The sequence below is a fragment of the Nannocystis exedens genome (assembly GCF_002343915.1).
Lineage (GTDB): Bacteria > Myxococcota_A > Polyangia > Nannocystales > Nannocystaceae > Nannocystis > Nannocystis exedens.
This window is the reverse complement of sequence record NZ_NETK01000001.1, coordinates 755,954-774,388: the sequence shown is the minus strand read 5'-3', so window position 1 is coordinate 774,388 and position 18,435 is coordinate 755,954. Positions and strand designations below refer to the sequence as shown.

The following is an 18,435-nucleotide window of genomic DNA, read 5'->3' as shown; positions in this document are numbered from 1 at the left end:
CGTGAGCAACTCGGGCCCGCACGTGACCGACGAGCGACGCCGCCGCGTGGCCGAGAACCAGCGACCGAGGGCCGGAACGCCTCCGTCGCGGCGCTCGCTCAGGCGGCGATGTAGCCCAGCACGAGGTAGGCGAACAGGAAGCCCGTGATCACGACCATGGCGCCGCCGAGGCCCCACTCCTTGAACATGCGGGCCTCCTGCGGCGGCGAGTAGACGATGTCCTTGGCCATCTGCGGCAGCTGGCCGAACAGGTAGTCGAAGAACTCGCGGAAGGCGAGGACGACCGGGCGCACGAGGTGCTTCCAGGCGCCGGGGAACAGCCGGCGGTAGAACCAGTCGGCGTCGAGGGTGATCGTCAGCGTGCGCTTCAGGACCGGGAGCAGGGCGAAGAACGCCAACCCCGAGAAGAGGAGGAGCTGCAGCTGGTTGATCACGTGCGGGACGGTGTAGGGCTCGTAGAGGGTCTCGCCCGCGGCGGCCGGGAAGGGAAGGATGGCGTAGAGCGGGCCGTAGAGGCCGGGGACGCCGAGGAGGATGCAGACCGCCGCGAAGAAGATCATCGCCGCGCGCATGTTCCACGGCGGATCCGGCGGGCGCAGGCCCGAGTCCTTCTGGAAGAACACGAACCACGGGAACTTGATGCCGGCGTGCAGGAACACGCCCGCCGAGGCCGCGGTCAGGGTGAACCACGCCAGGGCGATGTGCTGGTCGGCCGCGGCCTGGTTGATCATCGACTTGGTGACGAAGCCCGAGGTCAGCGGGAACGACGAGATCGCCAGCGCGCCGATGATGCCGCACGTCATCGTGATCGGCATCGAGTGGTAGAGGCCGCCGAGGTCGGTGCACTTGCGCTTGCCGGTCATGTAGAGGACCGAGCCGGCCGACATCAGCAGCAGCGCCTTGTAGACGATGTGGGCGAACGCGTGGGCGGCGGCGCCGTTGAGCGCCATGGCGGTGCCGATGCCGATCCCGCAGACCATGAACCCGACCTGGTTGACGATCGAGTAGGCGAGGATCCGCCGCATGTCGTTCTCGAGGATGGCGTAGACGATGCCGTACACCGCCATCAACAGGCCGACGTAGATCAGCAGCTGGGTGCCGGCGAACAGCAGCATCAGCACGTAGACCGCCGTCTTGGTGGTGAAGGCCGAGAGGAACACGGTGCCGCTCTCCGACGCCTCCGGGTAGGCGTCGGCCAGCCAGGCGCCGAGCGGCGGGGCGGCGGCGTTGACGAGGATGCCGAGCAGGATCAGCCAGGCCGCGGCGTCACCTGTCCCGAAGGACAACCCCTCGAAGCCCGCGGCGCCGAAGAAGAAGTGGTGCAGCGCCAGCGGGTCGCTGACGCCTGAAGCCTGCAGCGCGAACACCTTGGCGAGGATGCCGGCCATCAGCAGCACGCCGCCGACGAAGTGGACGAGCGCGTAGCGGTAGCCGGCGCGCCCGGCGGCCCTGGTGCCGGCGCTCCAGATCACCGTGGTCGAGCCGATCGCCATCAGCTCCCAGAAGATGAAGAGGCTGAGGATGTCGCCGGCGAAGGTGACGCAGATCGCCGAGCCGGCGTAGACGAAGGCGGCCGGCAGCTCGACGCGCCAGCGGCGGCCGCGTTCGCTGTCGAGGCCGGTGATCGGGTGGGCGAACAGGGCCCCGGCGAACGCCATCACCGCGAAGATGGTGGCGAACACCTTGGTCGGCGGGTTGAAGGCCAGCACGGTGAGGTCGTACTGGCCCATGAACGGCATGGTGACGGTGAGGTCGTCGGGGATGCCCCAGATCGCCCCCAGCGTCAGCAGCGGCAGCAGCAGCGCGACGGCCGGGCCGAGCCCGCGTAGCAGCGGGAGCACGAGGCCGCCGAGGACCAGGATGATGCCCGGAGGAGGCAGGCCGACCGCGTCAGTCATCGTAGAAGGTGTCCTTCCGCTTCAAGATCAGGCCGACGACGAACTTCGACACCAGGACCATGACGGCGCACACGCCGAAGCCGTACCAGGAGTAGAAGCCGAACGTGCCGTCGACGCCGAAGTGGGCGTGGTGGTGCGGGTCCCGCAGGACCCAAAAGTCAGCCAGCACCAGCAGCGCCAGCACGACCAGCGAGGCGGTCCACAGCTTGCGTAGGGTCCGAGGATCTTCGAGGCTCATGGCAGGCCGCTCCGGAGCTGGTTCGCCAACCCGATGGCGAGGTCGCTGTAGAAGAAGAAGACGATGGTGGCGACGGCCGTGCAGGACAGCGCGACGACGATCGGCCAGGGCGCCTCGCCGTGGTCGTGGGCGTCGTGGCCGTGGTGGTCCGCGTCGTCGCCGAAGTCGCCGTCGGCCGAGGACTGGTGTGGCTCGTGGTGGTGCTTCGGCTCGGCGACGAAGAAGGCGCGGTAGACGATCGGCAGGAAGTAGGCGGCGTTGAGCAGGGTCGAGAGGATGACGACGACCAGCACGAACGGCGCGTCGGTCTCCCAGGTGGCCTGCAGCAGGTACCACTTGCTGACGAAGCCGGCCGTCGGCGGCAGGCCGATCATCGACAGCGAGCCGATGGTGAACGCGGCCATGGTGACCGGCATGCGCCGGCCGATGCCGTCGAGCTGGCTGATCTCGGTCTTGTGCGCGGCCGTGTAGATCGAGCCTGCCGCGAAGAACAGGGTGATCTTGCCGAACGCGTGGGCGGCGATGTGCAGCGCGGCCGCGGTGATCGACAGCGGCGACAGCAGGGCGGCGGCGATGATGACGTAGCTGAGCTGGCTGACCGTCGAGTAGGCCAGGCGCCGCTTGAGGTTGTCCTGGAACAGGGCGATGCAGGAGGCGATCAGGATGGTCGCGCCGGCGACGTAGATCAGCCACGAGCCGACGCCGTAGCGCACCAGCGCGGCCGGACCGAACACGTAGACGATGACCTTGAGGACGGTGAAGACGCCGGCCTTCACGACCGCCACCGCGTGCAGCAGCGCCGACACCGGGGTCGGCGCGACCATGGCGGCCGGCAGCCAGCGGTGCACCGGCATCAAGGCGGCCTTGCCGATCCCGTACATGTAGAGGATGAACAGGAGCCCCAAGGTCGGAGCCGTCAGGCTGCCGTCGGCGAGCACGCGGGTGAACACGCCGCCTGGCCGGAAGGTCATGTCCCCGCCGGTGAACACGTAGGTGCCGATGATGCCGGCCAGCAGGAAGCACACCGAGGTGACGACGAGGATCCCGAGGTAAGTGCGGGCCGAGCGGATCGCCTCGGCCGAGCCCTTGTGGGCCACCAGCGGGTAGGTGGTGAGCGTCAGCGCCTCGTAGAAGACGAACAGGGTGAACAGGTTGCCGGCGAAGGCGAGGCCCATGACGCTGGCGATCGCCAGGGCGAAGCACACGTAGAACCGGGTCTGGTTCTTCTCGTGGTTGCCGCGCATGTAGCCGATCGAGTAGATCGAGTTGAGGATCCACAGGCTGCTGGCGATCAGCGCGAACAGCATGCCGAGCGGCTCGACCTTGAGCTCGAGCCAGACGCCCGGGAGGACCTCGGCGAGCTTGAGCGCGGGGGCCCTGGCGTAGCTGGCCCAGAAGTCAGGGGCGAGGATCGCCGGGGCCATGCCGGCGACGACGTAGAGCAGCGCGCCGGCGGTCAGCAGGGTGACGAGCTCGCGCAGGTTCGGCCAGCGGCCGGCGAGCGAGATCAGCAGGGCGCCGAGCAGCGGGAGGTAGAGCGCCAGCAGCGGCGGGCTCACGTCGAGGTGGATCATGGGGCCCCTCCGAGCAGGCTCTTGGCGGCGCGCATGCTGATCTCGCCGGTGAAGGTGGCGGACACGCCGAAGTACACGCTGGCGCCGATGAGGATCCACATCGGCGCGACCATCGACAGCGGGGCCTCGGTGACGAGGGCGCTCTCGCCCTCGGGCTCCTGGAAGTAGGCGGCCTCGACGACGCGCCAGGTGTAGGCGACGGCGAGCAGCGAGCCGACCAGGACGACGGCGGCGACCGGCCACATGTGCGGCGCCTCGAGGGCGCCCTGCACGAGGTACCACTTCGAGATGAAGCCGGCGGTCAGCGGGAAGCCGACCAGGCCGAGGCCGCCGGCGACGAACGCGGCCATGGTCAGCGGCATGCGCTTGCCGAGGCCGCGGATCGCCCGCAGGTCGCAGCGGCCGAGGCGGTACATGATCGCGCCTGCGGCCATGAACATGCCGCCCTTCATGACGGCGTGGTTGAAGATGTGGATGACCGAGCCGGCGACGCCGTGGACGTTGGCGAGCGCGAAGCCGGCGACGATGTAGCCGAGCTGGCCGACCGAGGAGTAGGCCAGCATGCGCTTCAGGTTGGTCTGGCGCACCGCGGTGACGCCGGTGACGAGGATGCCCGCGCAGGCGGCGACGCTGAGGACGACGCTGGCCGGCATCGCCACGAACGAGAAGCCGACGCCGAAGATCGTAAACAGGAAGCGGAAGGCCATGTAGATGCCGACCTTCGTCGCCGTGGCCGACAGCAGGGCGCTGACGGCCGAGGGCGCGTAGGTGTAGGCCTTCGGCAGCCACATGTGCAGCGGGAACAGCGCCATCTTCATGCCCAGGCCGACCAGCAGGAACGCGAACGCGACCAGGACCGTGCGGTGGTGGACGATGTCCGGCAGGGCCGCGAGGCGGTCGTGCATGTCCTCCATGTTGAGCGTGCCGGTGACCATCATCAGGTAACCGATGCCGAGGAGGATGAAGCTGGCGCCGACCGAGCCGAGGATCAGGTAGCGCAGGCTGGCGGTGAGCGCCTGGCGGTTCATGTCCTTGCCCATGGCGATCAGCGCGTACACGGTGAGCGAGCTGATCTCGAGCAGGACGTAGACGTTGAAGGCGTCGCCGGTGACCGTGATGCCCAGAAGGCCGCACACGGCCAGGACCCACACGGCGTAGAAGAAGTTGTGGCGGTCCTGCGGGATCTCCTTCTCGACGCTCTTCTGGGCGTACAGCGTGGTGACGAACGAGACGCCGGCGACCGTGAGCAGGATGAAGGCGTTGAGCGCGTCGACGCGGTACTCGATGCCCCACTGGCGCGGCCAGTTGCCGAGCTCGTAGGAGATGTAGCCGGTCTTGGCGGCCAGGACCTGCTGCATCAAGAGGACGGTGAAGTAGAACACCAGGCCGGTGATCAGCGTGGCCCACGCCCACGGGCCCTTGCCGCGGCCCATGGCGATCGTCAGGATCCCGCCGATCAGCGGGGTGGTGACGACGAGGACGGGGAGGTTCGGGACGACCTCGAACGCATCAAGCATGGTGATGCCCCTCCAGCCTGTGCTCGACGTCGTCGGCGGCGTCGACGACCTGGCCGCGCTGATAGTCGGCGCGCTTGTCGGCCTGGTCCATCGCCTCGAGCTCGTCGTACTCGATGGTGCCGTAGGTGCGCTTGATGTTGATGATGAGCGCCAGCGCGACCGCGAGGACGCTGACGCTGACGACGATGGCCGTCAGGATCAGGACGTGCGGCAGCGGGTTGTCGTAGGGGCCCTCGTACTTCTGGGCCCCGTCGAGGATGGTGGTCCACACCGGCGCGGTCCCGCCGTCGATCACCGCCATCGAGATGTAGTAGAGGAAGATCCCCGTCTGGAACAGGCCCAGCGCGATCGCCTGCTTGATCAGGTTGGGCTTGGCGATCACGCCGTAGAGCCCGATCATCATCAACAGGACGTAGATCCAGTAGTTGTAGATCCCGAGGGCACCGGTCACGTGGAGCGCTCCTCCGCGAGCTGATTGAAGATCGTGAGCATGACCATGCTGACGGTGATGCCGACGCCGTACTCGACGAGGGTCATCCCCAGCGACTCGCCGTCGCCCGGCAGCTCCGGGTTGAGCATCGAGTAGTCGAGGAATTTGCCGCCCAGCAGCATGCAGACCGCGCCCGTGCCGCTGTAGATCAGCACGCCCAGGCCGGTGAGCATGTCGCTGACCGGCGGCGGGACCACGCGGTACAGCGCGGCGCGGCCGAAGATCAGGGCGTAGAGGATGAACGCGGTCGCCAGCACGACGCCGCCCTGGAAGCCGCCGCCGGGGCCGAGCTCGCCGTGGGTGATCACGTAGAAGCCGAAGATCAGGATGAAGGGGATCGACAGCTTGGTGACGACGCGGAGGATGACCTGGTCGCTCATCACCGCGCCGGGCTGCAGGTAGCCCTCGCGCCGCGGCCGCCGCAGCAGGAGGATCAGGCTGACGCCGGCGGTGAAGATCACCGTGGTCTCGAACATGGTGTCGTAGCCGCGGTAGGCCGCGAGCAGCGAGGTGACCGAGTTCGGGACGTGGCCGTTGAAGTCGTCGGGCGGGTGGAGGTGGTGGCCCGGCTCGGCGTGGGGCTCGTGGGCGGCGCGGACCTGCGGGACGATCAGGCCCTCGGTCTGGAGGATCGACTTCTCGCGCCAGGCAGTGTCCGTGGGGTCGGCGGGGATCGGGCCGGTGACCCGGCCGTCGAAGCGGCGGTAGCGCTCGAGGTCGAAGCCCTCGGGCGGCTTCTGCTTGCCGGGCGTGCCGTTCACGAAGCCGACGGTCTGGGCCATCATCTCCGGCACGCGGTAGTGGTGGATCGGCGCGGCCGGGTCGCCGAAGCGCGGCATGTCGAGGGTGCCGTAGATCAGCGCGGCGCCGGTCAGGGCGGTGAAGACGAGCGCCGGGACGTGGAGCCGCTTCTTGATCGGCTTCTCCTCGCGGCCGACGTGGACGAGCGTGCCGATCAAGAGGATCGTGCTGATGCCGCCGCCGACGGCCGCCTCGGTGAACGAGACGTCCATCGAGTGCATGTTGACCCACACCAGCGCCATCAGGAGGCTGTAGATGCCGGTGAGGATCGAGGAGGCGTAGAGGCTGCGGACCTCGACGATCGCCACCGCGGTGGCCGTGACGAGCAGGAGGAGGAGGGTGTCGATCAGGACGACGGCGTTCACTGCCGGCCTCCTCGCGTCCACGGGCGGAGGCCGTCGAGGTGCGCGGCCTTGGTGATGGCGAAGGTGGCCGTCGGCGCGACGATCAGGAGGATGAAGGCGACCAGCATCAGCTTGATCTTCGTCAGCACGTCGGGCGTGACGAACACGAGGCCGAGCAGGATGAGCACCTGCGCCAGCGAGTCGGTCTTGCCGGCCGCGTGCAGGCGCGCGTAGAAGTCGGGGAACTTGAGGACGCCGTAGGAGCCGGAGAAGTTGATGACGCAGCCGAGCGCGAGCAGGACGGTACAGACGACTTCGTTCCAGTGCATGGCTAGTCGAGCCGACCTTTCTCGATGTACTTGAGGATCGCGATCGTGGTGATGAAGGTGATCAGCGCGTAGATGATCGCCATGTCGATGAACTCGGTCCGGCCGCTGATGTAACCGAGCAGGGTGACGAACACGATCGTCTTGGTGCCGATCGCGTTGGTGGCGAGGATCGTGTCGTAGACGGTCGGCCCAGCCAGCGCGCGGTAGAGCAGCATGAAGGCGCCGACGATCAGGACGACGGCGGTGATCAGGTAGACCGTGGACATCAGCCGCCCTCCAGGCGCTTGCAGTGGCGCTCCATGTCGCCGTCGATCAGGCTGTCCTCGCCCTCCTTGGTGAGCGAGTGGATCAGCATCTCCGTCTCGGTCACCTGCATGGTCACGGTCCCCGGCGTGAGGGTGATCGAGTTGGCGTAGGTGACGGTGACGAAGCCGGCGCGCGTGCTGTAGGGGATCTTCGTGAGGCGGGGATCGATCGGCAGCTCGGCGGCCCAGATCCGCTTCAGCACGTCCCAGTTGGCGAGGATGACCTGCCAGACGATGTAGGGGACGTAGAGCAGCAGCTTCACGTAGTAGCGCGCGGGGACGCCCTCGTCGTCGATGAGCCCCATCCGGCTCGCCATCCAGCACACGAAGGCGATGCAGACGACGCCGCAGGCGATGAGGAAGTGGTTGTGGAACTGTCCGGACAGCAGCGCCCAGTAGCCGGCCAGGAGGATGACAAGCGATAAGGCGCGCATCATCGGGTAACGTACCCTATCTCGTTTGCGCCATGCGTGCCTAGTCGAAAATTCGCCGCAGGCAAGACATGACGCGGGTGACAGTTCGCCGCGGCCGCGCGCCCGGCGGCGGGCGATTTCAGGCGCGACGTGTTCGCAAGCGACGCACGCAGGGAAGTCCCCGGCCGAGGAACGGGGCTAAAATCCGCGGCCGTGAACGGCCAGGACAATTCGCGAACCACCAAGACCGGCCAGAGCTCGGCGAACAGCCGCTCGGTGCTCGTACACCTGGGCTGGCCGCTCCTGTGCGAGCGGCTCGCCGAGCACCTGCGCACGCCGATGGCCCGCTCGCTGCTGCAGGCCGAGGTGGCGGCAGAGCTGGCTCAGAAGAAGTACGAGCCCGACGCGGCGCCGGTGCTGCGGCGGACGTCCGAGCCGGCGCAGGTGCGAACGCTGCTCGCCGAGCAGGACGGGCTGCAGGCGCTGCTCGCGGTGCAGGCGTCGCTGGCCCGCGAATCCGGCGCCCCGGGCAATCTCGCAGATGCGCTGGGGGCTTTGACCGACATCTCCGACGCGGTCGTGCGCGCCAGCCGCGGGGCGATGCTGCTCCCCGCGGAACTGCTCGCAGTCCTGCGCCAATTGCAGGCGGTGAAGCTGTGCGTGGATCTGCACGCGGCGGTCACGGCCGAGCGCGGCTACGCGAGCGATCCCGGGGTGCTGACGCTGGCGACACGCGTCGGGGAGCTCCAACCCCAGCGCGATCTGGCGACCGCGCTCGGCCGGTCGATCGCCCCGGACGGCCCCGAAGGCGAGCCGTGGGTGGTCGACGGCGCGAGCCCCGGCCTGCAGAAGGCGCGGCAGCGCGTGCGCGAGCTGAAGGCGTCGCTCATGAAGGCGGCCGGTCGCCTGGTCAAACAGACAGGTGTGGCCGAGGTGCTGCAGGACTCGTACTACACCGAGCGCGAGGGCCGGATCGTGCTGCCGGTCCGCGCCGACGCGTTCACCCGCCGCGGCTCGCTGACCGGCATCATCCACGACAGCAGCGCGACCGGGCAGACGCTGTTCGTCGAGCCCTCCGAGCTGATCGAGGAGAACAACTCGCTGCGCGCGGCGCAGATGCAGGCGGCGGCGGAGGAGCGGCGGGTGCTCGAGCAGCTGAGCCGCAGCGTCGGTCAGGCGGCGGCGGCGCTGCGCAGCAACCAAGCGCAGCTGATCGCGATCGACGCGATCCACGCGCGGCTGCGCTTCGCCGACGCGTACCACGGGCTCGCGCCCGAGGTCGGAGCGGCCCGGGCGAGCGAAGACGAGGAGGCGATGGGGCGCTTCGAGCTGATCGGCGCGCGCCACCCGATGATGGTGCTGTCGGGCGTCGAGGTGGTGCCCAACGACATCGTGCTCGAGGTCGGCTCGGCGCTGGTGATCAGCGGGCCGAACGCGGGCGGCAAGACGGTGGCCCTGAAGACGCTGGGGCTGTGCGCCCTGATGGCGCAGGCGGGGCTGCGACTGCCGACGCGGCGACCCGCGAGGTTGCCGCTGGTGCGGGCGATCGTGACGGACGTCGGCGACGACCAGTCGATCGCGGCCAACCTCAGCACGTTCTCGGCGCACATGCAGCACGTGTGCGCGGCGCTGGCCGCCGCGCAGGTCGAGCACGGCGGGACGCTGGTGCTGCTCGACGAGATCGCGGTCGGCACCGATCCGGAGCAGGGCGCGGCGCTGGCCGAGGCGATCCTGCTGGCGCTGACGGAGCACGGGGCGACGGTGGTGACGACGACGCACTACGAGCGGCTCAAGCTGCTGGCGCAGCGGTTCCCCGGGCGCTTCGTCAACGCGTCGGTCGGCTTCGACCTCGAGAAGCTGGTGCCGACGTTCCGCCTGCTGATCGGGGTCCCGGGACCGTCGAGCGCGCTGACGGTGGCGCGCCGCCTGGGGCTGCCGGAGCCGGTGCTGCAGGTGGCGCAGGGGCTGATGGACGAGGGCCGGCTGCGCGTCGACCAACTGCTGCAAGAGGTGGTGGCGGAGCGCGACCGGTTGATCTCGACCCGGCAGGCGGTCGACCGCGAGCGAGCCGAGCTGCGCCGGCGTCATCAAGAGGTGGCGAAGCGCGAGGCCGCCGCGCTCGAGCAGGCGAAGAGCCGCAAACAGAAGGCGTACGACGCGGCGTCGGCGGAGCTGCGGGCGCTGCACGCGGAGGTGGCGGAGCTGCGCAAGTCGGTGCGGAAGGCGGAGAAGGAGGGCAAAATCGACGCGGCGCTGGGGGCGGCCAAGGAGGGGCTGCAGGCCGGGCGCGAGCAACTGGCGGAGCGCCGCGAGCCGGCTCCGAAAGCGCCCGGTGAGCCGCCGGCGCAGCTCAGCCCGGGCGACCGGGTGAAGGTGGTGTCGCTCGGCAAGGAGGGCGAGGTGCTGGCGGTGAAGGGCGAGCGCGCGGTGGTGCAGGTCGAGGCGCTGAAGACGACGGTGCCGCTGTCGGAGCTGCGCTCGCTGCGGGCGCCGACGCGCACGCGGGCGAAGGTGAAGCCGGACGTGGCGGCGCCGATCCACCGCTGGGAGGTGCCGGAGGCGATGCCGTCGACGGCGAGCAAGCACTTCGGCGAGTCGGCGACGGCGATCGAGGTCGGGATCGACAACAGCGTGGATGTCCGGGGGGCGCGGGCCGACGACGCGCTGCGGGCGATCGACCGCTTCCTCGACGAGGCGATGCAGAAGGACCGCGAGGTGGTGGTGGTGATCCACGGGCACGGCACCGGGGCCTTGCGCAAGGCGGTGCGCGAGTACCTGGCGGAGCAGCCGTTCATCCACCGCACGCGGCCGGGCATGCAGGCGGAGGGCGGCGAGGGCGTGACCGTGGTATGGGTGCAGCCGTGACGGCTGTTCGCTCTCGATCGCATGGTTTGTCCGCGCCGCGACCGGGGTCGCGTGGCGGATCCGCGGGTCGCCACGTCAGCGCGTTCGGGTGCGCGCTGCTGGCCGCGGGGCTGGCCGCGACGGCTCATGCGGCGCCGCCGGAGCCGGCGCCGTTCGGCGAGGGCGAGGGGCGCTCGCTGCTGCGCGACATCGACATGCCGCAGAGCCACGTCGCCGGCGAGGCCGACGCGGCGGCGGTGGCGGTCAACCCGGCCTCGATGGGCTTCCTGCGGGCGTTCAGCGGCGTGCTGGCCGGCAACTACACGCGCGCGGCGTCGCAGCGGCGCGGGGGCGGGTTCGGGGTGTTCGTCGCGGTGCCGCTGCAGCTCAAGCTGTTCGGGCAGAAGCTGGCCGACACGTTCCTGTCCCTCGGGGCAGGTTACCAGCGGCTGTGCCCGTTCGGCTGCGGGCGCCTGCCGACCCAGGACTCCGTCGAGTGGTACCGCGACGACTGGTACCCGGCCGACCTCGACTACAACAAGCTGACGCTGGCGGCCGCGGTGCCGCTGATGCGCTGGGCGCCGGGGCTGTCGCTCGGCATCAGCTACGCGCGCACGTGGTCCGAGCACAACCTGTACGCGCAGCGGCTGCACCAGGCCGAGCTGTCGCTGGCGTACCGCCCGAGCCGCGTCGTGGCGATGGGCCTGGTGGCGCGGGCGATCAACACGCCGCGCGCCGGCCAGGACCTGCGGGTCCCCGAGCCGCCGCGCCCGGGCATCCTCGATCGCCGCCAGCCCTTCGAGCTCGACGCCGAGGTCGCGCTGCGGCCGATCAAGGGCTCGCGCTCGCTCGAGCTCGGGGTCGGCGCCCGCGTCGTGCCGCTGCCGAACGCCGACCCGCGCTTTCACACGCCGGTGGTGGCGCCGCGCGGGCGGATCGCGGCGGGCGGCACCGGCTGGCGGCTGTTCGGCGAGGTCGAGCGCTACTTCGTCAACACCGTCGGGCAGCGCGAGGCGAGCGACGTACTGCGGGCGATGGTCGGGCTCGAGCTCGACTTTACCCACGTCGGCGTGGCGGCGGCGCCGGTGCTCGGGCCGAACGGGGCCGAGGGCTTCGGGGCGCAGGGCGGGGCGTTCAAGCTGCGGGCGTCGGCCGAGCGCTACGCGACGCTGGCCCAGCCGCCGCTCGAGGCGCTGCGCTTCGACGTCGACAAGTACGGCGGTGACCGCGGGGCGGGCAAGCTGGTCGACGCGCTCGACAAGGTCGCGGAGCTGCGAGGGGCTCGCGCGGTGGTGGCGCTCGAGGTCGACGGCTCCGCCAACGGCTGGGGCGAGATCGAGGAGATCCGCGAGGCCATGCTGCGGGTGCGCGGGCGCGGCGGGAAGGTGGCGGTGTACCTCCGCGGCGCGGGGCTGAAGGACTACTTCCTGGCGACGGCGGCGGACCGGGTGATCCTCCACCCGGGGGCGCGGCTGTCGATCGTCGGCATGCGCTCGGAGGTGTTCTATTACGCGGAGCTGCTCGGGCGCCTCGGGGCCAAGGCCGAGTTCGTGCGCGCGTACGAGTACAAGTCGCGGCCCGAGCAGTGGGAGCGCAGCGGGCCGACGCCGGAGTCGGACGCGCAGCGGCGCCTCTTGCTGACCGACATCTGGAACCACGTGGTGCGGATGGTGGCGAAGGGCCGCAAGACCACGCCGGAGCAGGTGGTGCAGTGGATCGACACGGCGCCGCACACGGCCGAGCAGGCGCTGCGAGCGGGGATGATCGACGCCGTCGGCTACGCCGACGAGCTCGAGGGCGAGCTCGAGAAGTGGCTCGAGCGCGAGGTGACGCTGCGGGCCCCGAGCTCGCTGCCGGTGCATGACATGTCCTTCGGGCCAGGTCCCGCGATCGCGGTGGTCCACGTCGAGGGCACGATCAGCGACGGGGCGAGCTTGACGGTGCCGATCGTCGGCAGCGTGCTGGCCGGCGGCGACACGCTGGTGCGGGCGATCGACCGCCTGCGCGAGGACCGTCGGGTCAAGGCGGTGGTGGTCCGCATCGACAGCCCGGGCGGGTCGGTGGCGGCGTCGGACGACATGGCCCGCGCGCTCGACCGGGTGGCCAAGCTCAAGCCGGTCGTGATCTCGATGGGCGACATGGCGGCGTCGGGCGGCTACTACGTGGCGACCGCGGGCAGCTACATCTTCGCCGACGCGACCACCAAGACCGGCAGCATCGGGGTGTTCCGGCCCAAGGTCGACGTGTCGGGGGTGCTGGCGAAGTTCGGGGTCAAGGTCGAGTCGGTCGACTACGGGGCGCGGGCCGGGCTCTACACGTGGTTCAAGCCGTACACCGAGGACGAGCGGGCGGCCGCGCAGGCCGGCGTCGACGCCAGCTACCAGGAGTTCACGGCGAGGGTGGCGAAGGCGCGCAAGCTGACGCCGGAGCAGGTCGATGGGCTCGCTCGCGGGCGCGTGTGGAGCGGGGTCCGGGCCCGCGAGCTCGGCCTGGTCGACGCCTACGGCGGGCTGCGCGAGGCGGTCGCCTACGCCCGCGAGCAGGCCAAGCTGAAGCCCGGCGAGGGCGAGGTGCGCCACGTGCCGGCGCCGCCGACCCTCGGCGACCAGATCAGCGCGATCTTCGGGCTCAAGCTGCCGTCGCCGCTCGGTCTGGGTGAGTCGGCGTTGGTGTGGGTGTTGCGCCGGCTCCCGCCGAGCCTGTGGCTGTCCGAACGCCCGGAAGAGCTGGCTCTGGCCGAGGAGACGATCGTGGTCGAGTAAGGCCCCGGCCGCCGCCCCGGTCGATCTGTTGTACCCTTCCGGCAGGCGAAAGAGAGGCAAGGTGTCGCTCACTTCCGAGCAAGAATGGATTCTGGTGGGCTGCGGGCTCATCGCCCACGCCGACGAGATCCTCGACATCGGCGAGTGGGACGAGGTGCTGCGCTACGTCGGCTCGACCCTCAGCGAGCAGGACCAACTGCTCTGGATGGAGATCCTGTCGCGCCAGGAGCAGCTCGAGCGCCGCTTCAACGAGCTTTCGCCGCTCACCGACGAGGCCAAGCAGGAGGACGTGCTGCGCCGCTGCTGGCAGATGGCCCTGGCCGACGGCACCGGCTCGGACGTCGAGGCGACGGTCCACGACCGCATCGCCCGCCGCCTCGGCGTCGACCTCGACCGCGTCGCCCACCTGCGCGACACCTGGACGCAGCAGGCCCACCTCCGCGCCGAGCTGACCGTCGGCCTGGCGGCGATGTTCGTCAACCTCGACGGCCACCTCGACTTCCACGAGGCGATCCACTTCGACAACCTGCTCGAGCGCCTGCCGATCCCGGTCGGCCGCCGCGTCGAGCTGTCCGAGCTGCTGCACAAGCCGCCGACGCTCGACTCGCTGGTCGAGCGCCTGCTGACCCTCGACCTCGCCGAGCGGATGAAGGCGCTGCACTCGCTGGTGCCGATCCTCCGCGCCAGCCGCCGCGGCGGCCGCGAGCGCGAGCTGTACTTCGAGCTCTCGCGCCGCGTGCTCGGCTCGCAGTCCGAGGTCGAGCAGCTGCTCGGCAACGGCTGAGTCTCGGGTGAATGGGCGCGAGGAGGGGCATGTCCGCGAGGACATGCCCCTTCGTACATGTGAATGGCAGCCGCGGCTGCTCCCGGGGCGAAGCGGTCGGCGAGGACCGGCCTCGCGTGCAGGGAGGCGGCAGCCGCGGTGGATCGCCGGGCGAGCGGCGCGTGCGCGAGGACCTGGCCGCGCGTGCAGGTGAGGCCGCAGCCGTGTCGAAGCCCGGGCCGGGGGAAGGACGTGCGCCGCGCCACCTCCCGAGCCCGTGAGTGGCGCAGGCGGTCGCGCCGCGAGGGCCGCGCGCCGGGTCCTCGAGCGCACGCACGGAGAGGGCCGCGAGCGGTGGCGCTGTGTGCTTCGGAACATGTCCGAAAGGATCGGTCCTCGAGAGCATGTCCGCGAGGACATGCCCTAGCGGGCGTACGGGAACAGGGCCGCCGGGGTGACGACCTGGACCTCGCCGAGGGCGCGCAGGCGGTCGAGGTCGACGCGGCGGCGGTCGCCCAGGACGCTGACGATCGGGGGGGAGCCGGCGAACTCGGCCAGGTAGGCCTGCAGGTCCGCCAGCTCGACGGTGCGGATCGTCTGCGCGGCGGCGAGGCGCGGGTCGCCGGGGTGGCCGAGGTCGAGCCACGACTGGACCCACCCGGGGCGCGAGCGGGGGGTGATCCGCTCGCTGGCGTACTCGCGCAGGAGGGCCAGGCGGGCCGCGGTGACGCGGTCGGGGGCGAGCTCGGTGCGGCGCAGCAGGTCGAGCATCAGCCCGAGCGCGCCGCCGGCCTTGTCGCACTGGGTGCCGAGGCTCCCGATCAGGGCGGCGTCGTCGCCGAGGCGGTCGCCGAGGTCGAGGTGCGCGCCGGCGTGGTAGGCCAGCCCCCGGGCCTCGCGGATCTCCTGGAACGCCATGCCGCTCATGTCGCCGCCGAGCACGTGCCCGAGCAGCTCGGCGCGCGGGCGTTCGCCGGCCGGCTGCGGCGGGCGCGGGAGGACGATGTCGATGCGGGCCTGGGCGACGTCCTTGTGGAGGAAGAAGATCGTCGGGGCGGCGACGCTGCGGTAGCGCAGCGGCGGCGGCGGGTCGACCGGCTTGCCCGCGCCCAGCGGCAGGGCGGCGGCGGCGGCCTCGTCGGTGCGCGGCCCGAAGTACAGGGTGACGTGGGCGGCGTCGCGGAGGGCCCGCAGCTCGGCGACCAGCTCGGGGCCCTTCACGCGCCGGAGTTGCCTGTCGCTGGGGCGGGTGAGCACCGGCGAGGCGTCGCCGAAGGCGGCGTAGTCGCGCAGGGCGGCGGCGAGGTCGTCGGGGTCGTCCTCCTCGTCGCGCCGACCGCTGAGGGTGTTGGCGACCAGGCCCGAGAGCACGGCGTCGGTGAACACGGGGCCGGCCAGCCAGGCGTCGAGCAGCGCGAGGCTGGCGTCCATGTTGCGGTCGATGCCGCTGACGGTGATCTCGGTGCGGTCGGCGTCGACGTCGACGTCGATCTCGGTGCCGAGCGCGTACAGCCGGCGCTGCAGCGCGGCGGCGCTGAGCGTCGCGTCGCCGTCCTTGACGCCGCTGCGGGTCAGCAGGTCGGCGGCGAGGCCGAGCAGCGGGCGCCGGCGGGTGCCGAGGTCGTAGCGCAGGACCAGGTTGAACAGCTCGCTGCGGTGGTTGCGGGCGGCGATGAGTGGCCCACAGGACATGTCCGAACGGACATAGTCGTGACCGGGCCGCAGGTGCTCGGCCGGCGGGTCCTCGACGGGGCGGGCCAGGACGTCGCGGGCGTAGCTGCTCTGGCGCGTGGGATCGATGGCGACCGGGGTGATCTGCGGCTTGGGGATCTCCGGCGGGGCGAAGCGGCCGCGCCGGCGCTGGACGACCACGACGTCGTCGCCGAAGTAGGTGCGGGCGACGCGGGTGAGGTCGGCCGGGGTCAGCGCCTTCAGGGCGGCCAGGCGGCGGGCGTGCTCGGGCCACGGGCGCCCGCTGGTGTAGGCCTCGAGCATCTGTTCGACGCGGCGCTCGCCGTTCTCGAGGTCGTTCTGCTCGTCGATGGTGGCGTGGAGGACGGCGGCGTCGAGGTCGTCCTGGCCGATCGCGCCGTCCCGGGCGGCGCCGAGGACCTCCCGCAGCAGCCGCTCGACCTCGGCCAGCGACTGGCCGTCGCGGGCGACGCCGGTGAGCGCGAGGTAGCCGCCCTCGTTCATCAGCGCGCCGAACACCTCGGCGTCGGGCAGGCGCTGCGGCAGGAGCAGGCGCGTGGCCACCAGGCCGCCGACCTCGTCGCCGAGCACCCGCTCGAGCGCGCGCAGGGCCGGCTCGTCGGGATGTCCGATGGGTACTGTGCGAAAGGCCAGGGTGACCGATTGCTCGCCGTCGGCCACGATCTCGCGGACGACGCGGCCACGCGGGCCGGCGAGGTCGCCCGGGGCCGGCGGGGCGAGCGGGGCGGGCTGCCACTCGGCGAAGGCCCGCTCGAGCGCCGGCAGCACGGTGGGGTCGACGTCGCCGGAGAGCAGGATGGCGGCGTTGTTGGGCAGGTAGTTGCGGCGGTGGTAGGCGACCATCTCGCCGTAGGCCGGGGTCTTGAGGTGCTCGGCGCTGCCGATGGTCGGCTGGGTGCCGTACGGGTGGCCGGGGAACAGCGCCAGGCGCATGGCCTCGTCGACCCGATCGTCGGGCGCGTCGAGGCTCATGTTCTTCTCCTCGTAGACGGCCTCGAGCTCGGGGTAAAACAGGCGGAACACCGGCTGGCGCAGCCGCTCGGCCTCGATCTCGGCCCAGGTGGCGAGCCGCGAGGACGGCACGTCGGCGCTGTAGACGGTCATGTCGTCGCTGGTGAAGGCGTTGAGGTCGGTGACGCCGAGCTGGGCGTAGAGCCGATCGACCTCGTTGGGGATCGCCAGCGCCGCGCAGGCCTGGGTGGCGCGGTCGATGTCGGCGAGGATGGCGGCGCGGCCGGCCGGATCGGCGGTGGCGGCCAGGCGATCGTAGAGCTCGGCGACGGCGGCGACGTGCGGCGCCTCGGCCTCGCCGTCGAGGGTGCCGAGCCGCGCGGTGCCCTTGAACATCATGTGCTCGAGGTAGTGCGCCAGGCCGGTCGAGTGCGGCGGGTCGTGCCGGCTGCCGGCGCGGAAGGCGATCCACGCGGTGACCCGCGGAGCGGCGCGATCGGTGCTGATGTAGACGGTGAGGCCGTTGCTCAGGCGGTGGATCGTGACGCCCAGCGGGTCGTCCGGCAGGGCGACCGGGAGCGGCTCGGGCAGCGCGGAGCCGGCGAGGATGGCGGCGCGCTCGGGGTCGACCGCAGGGGCAGGCGCGGGCTCGGGAGCGGGGGCGGGCGCAGGCGCGGGAGGTGTCTGTTCGAGCATGTTCGAAGGGGCAGGTGCGGCACGAGGCGGCGGAGCGGTGGCGGCGTTGCAGGCGAGGAGGCAGAGGGCCAGGGCCAGGCGTGCGAGGCGCGTGCTCATGCGGCCGATGGAGTGTGCGCGAGCGGCCGCGGGCGCGCCAGACGATCGCGGCCGCGCGTGAGGGCGGCCCGGAGGCGAGCCGCCGATGCACCCGCGCGTGAATCACCGGCGGCGCGGCGCTCGCAGGGCGTGATCACGGCGAACCTCGCAGGGGTGAAAGGTCGGCCGTCGCGGCCCGGGCGTCGACGCGGCGCGGCGCGTCGCGAACAGGGGGATGACCGTCTTCGGCGTGCCGCCGCGTGGCTGCGTTCGCAGGCGAGCCAGCGCGCGGGCGCGAGGTGGCGCAGGAGCGGGGCCGGATCGCGGCAGGCGAGGAAGACCTGGCGCGGGCCGCAGGCGGCGAGGCAGGCCGCGAGTCGCGGCCCGGACAGGCCGGTGGGCAGCTCGTCGGCGAAGACGACCGCCGGATTGCAGGCGAGATAGTCAACGCAGCCGAGGAGCCGCTCCTCGCCGTGAGTCAGGTCGTCGTGCGCGACGACGCGGCCGTCGCGGGGCGTGACGGTGAAGGTGAAGCCATGCACGTCGTGAGGGAGAGAGCCGGCGCCGAATTCGAATTCGCGGAAGTTGGCGGCGGTGATGACGTCGCGGGCGTCGAGAGCGCCGGCGTGGTCGCGCGCGGCGGCGTCGAGCCTGGGCATCACCCGAGAGGGTGCCCGAGTCGTCGGAGGGATGCGAGCGGTGAGGGGGCGCGTGGATGC

At 71.3% G+C, this 18,435-nt stretch carries 14 protein-coding genes; 3 read left to right on the top strand and 11 right to left on the bottom strand.

Annotation, left to right across the window (positions count from 1 at the left end; translation table 11 throughout):
• Positions 1–98: 98 nt before the first annotated feature.
• From NAEX_RS02925 to NAEX_RS02885, 9 genes are read right to left on the bottom strand one after another with little or no spacing between them, the layout of a single operon-like run.
• Positions 99–1,898: a Na(+)/H(+) antiporter subunit D gene (locus NAEX_RS02925; protein ID WP_096325994.1), complete on the bottom strand. Its 1,800-nt coding sequence runs from the start codon at positions 1,896–1,898 to the stop codon at positions 99–101.
• Positions 1,891–2,136, bottom strand: coding sequence for a hypothetical protein (locus NAEX_RS02920; protein WP_096325993.1), 246 nt, complete (start codon positions 2,134–2,136; stop codon positions 1,891–1,893). The genes NAEX_RS02925 and NAEX_RS02920 overlap by 8 nt, the downstream gene beginning before the upstream one ends.
• Complete coding sequence (locus NAEX_RS02915; RefSeq protein ID WP_096325992.1) at positions 2,133–3,710, bottom strand: proton-conducting transporter transmembrane domain-containing protein; 1,578 nt, start codon at positions 3,708–3,710, stop codon at positions 2,133–2,135. Before NAEX_RS02915 ends, NAEX_RS02920 begins: the two co-directional genes overlap by 4 nt.
• Complete coding sequence (locus NAEX_RS02910) at positions 3,707–5,227, bottom strand: monovalent cation/H+ antiporter subunit D family protein (protein ID WP_096325991.1); 1,521 nt, start codon at positions 5,225–5,227, stop codon at positions 3,707–3,709. The genes NAEX_RS02915 and NAEX_RS02910 overlap by 4 nt, the downstream gene beginning before the upstream one ends.
• Positions 5,220–5,678 (bottom strand): cation:proton antiporter subunit C, encoded by a 459-nt coding sequence (locus NAEX_RS02905; protein WP_245913597.1) that lies wholly within the window; start codon positions 5,676–5,678, stop codon positions 5,220–5,222. Before NAEX_RS02905 ends, NAEX_RS02910 begins: the two co-directional genes overlap by 8 nt.
• Positions 5,675–6,883 (bottom strand): Na(+)/H(+) antiporter subunit B, encoded by a 1,209-nt coding sequence (locus NAEX_RS02900; RefSeq protein WP_170135403.1) that lies wholly within the window; start codon positions 6,881–6,883, stop codon positions 5,675–5,677. Before NAEX_RS02900 ends, NAEX_RS02905 begins: the two co-directional genes overlap by 4 nt.
• Complete coding sequence (gene mnhG / locus NAEX_RS02895; RefSeq protein WP_096325989.1) at positions 6,880–7,191, bottom strand: monovalent cation/H(+) antiporter subunit G; 312 nt, start codon at positions 7,189–7,191, stop codon at positions 6,880–6,882. Before mnhG ends, NAEX_RS02900 begins: the two co-directional genes overlap by 4 nt.
• A 2-nt stretch (positions 7,192–7,193) precedes the next feature.
• On the bottom strand, positions 7,194–7,457 hold the full coding sequence (locus NAEX_RS02890) for an MrpF/PhaF family protein (protein ID WP_170135402.1): 264 nt from the start codon (positions 7,455–7,457) through the stop codon (positions 7,194–7,196).
• Entirely contained in the window at positions 7,457–7,930 is a 474-nt protein-coding gene (locus tag NAEX_RS02885; RefSeq protein WP_177325897.1) for a Na+/H+ antiporter subunit E, read from the bottom strand. Before NAEX_RS02885 ends, NAEX_RS02890 begins: the two co-directional genes overlap by 1 nt.
• A 192-nt stretch (positions 7,931–8,122) precedes the next feature.
• Between NAEX_RS02885 and NAEX_RS02880 the strand changes: the two genes are divergently transcribed.
• The 3 genes from NAEX_RS02880 to NAEX_RS02870 all read left to right on the top strand — a co-directional run bounded on the left by NAEX_RS02880 (position 8,123) and on the right by NAEX_RS02870 (position 14,299).
• Positions 8,123–10,774 carry an endonuclease MutS2 gene (locus tag NAEX_RS02880; protein WP_096325987.1) on the top strand — a complete coding sequence of 884 codons (2,652 nt, stop codon included), beginning with the start codon at positions 8,123–8,125 and terminating at the stop codon, positions 10,772–10,774.
• Between the two features lie 26 nt (positions 10,775–10,800).
• Complete coding sequence (gene sppA / locus NAEX_RS02875) at positions 10,801–13,515, top strand: signal peptide peptidase SppA (RefSeq protein WP_100792871.1); 2,715 nt, start codon at positions 10,801–10,803, stop codon at positions 13,513–13,515.
• Between the two features lie 61 nt (positions 13,516–13,576).
• A complete protein-coding gene (locus NAEX_RS02870) occupies positions 13,577–14,299 on the top strand; it encodes a TerB family tellurite resistance protein (protein WP_170135401.1) in 723 nt (240 codons plus the stop codon).
• 402 nt (positions 14,300–14,701) lie between these two features.
• On the opposite strand, the gene NAEX_RS02865 is transcribed toward NAEX_RS02870, so the two are convergent.
• Positions 14,702–17,737, bottom strand: a complete 3,036-nt coding sequence (locus NAEX_RS02865) for a M16 family metallopeptidase (RefSeq protein ID WP_143140410.1) — start codon at positions 17,735–17,737, stop codon at positions 14,702–14,704.
• Positions 17,734–18,375: a hypothetical protein gene (locus NAEX_RS02860; protein ID WP_096325983.1), complete on the bottom strand. Its 642-nt coding sequence runs from the start codon at positions 18,373–18,375 to the stop codon at positions 17,734–17,736. Before NAEX_RS02860 ends, NAEX_RS02865 begins: the two co-directional genes overlap by 4 nt.
• Positions 18,376–18,435: the final 60 nt, after the last annotated feature.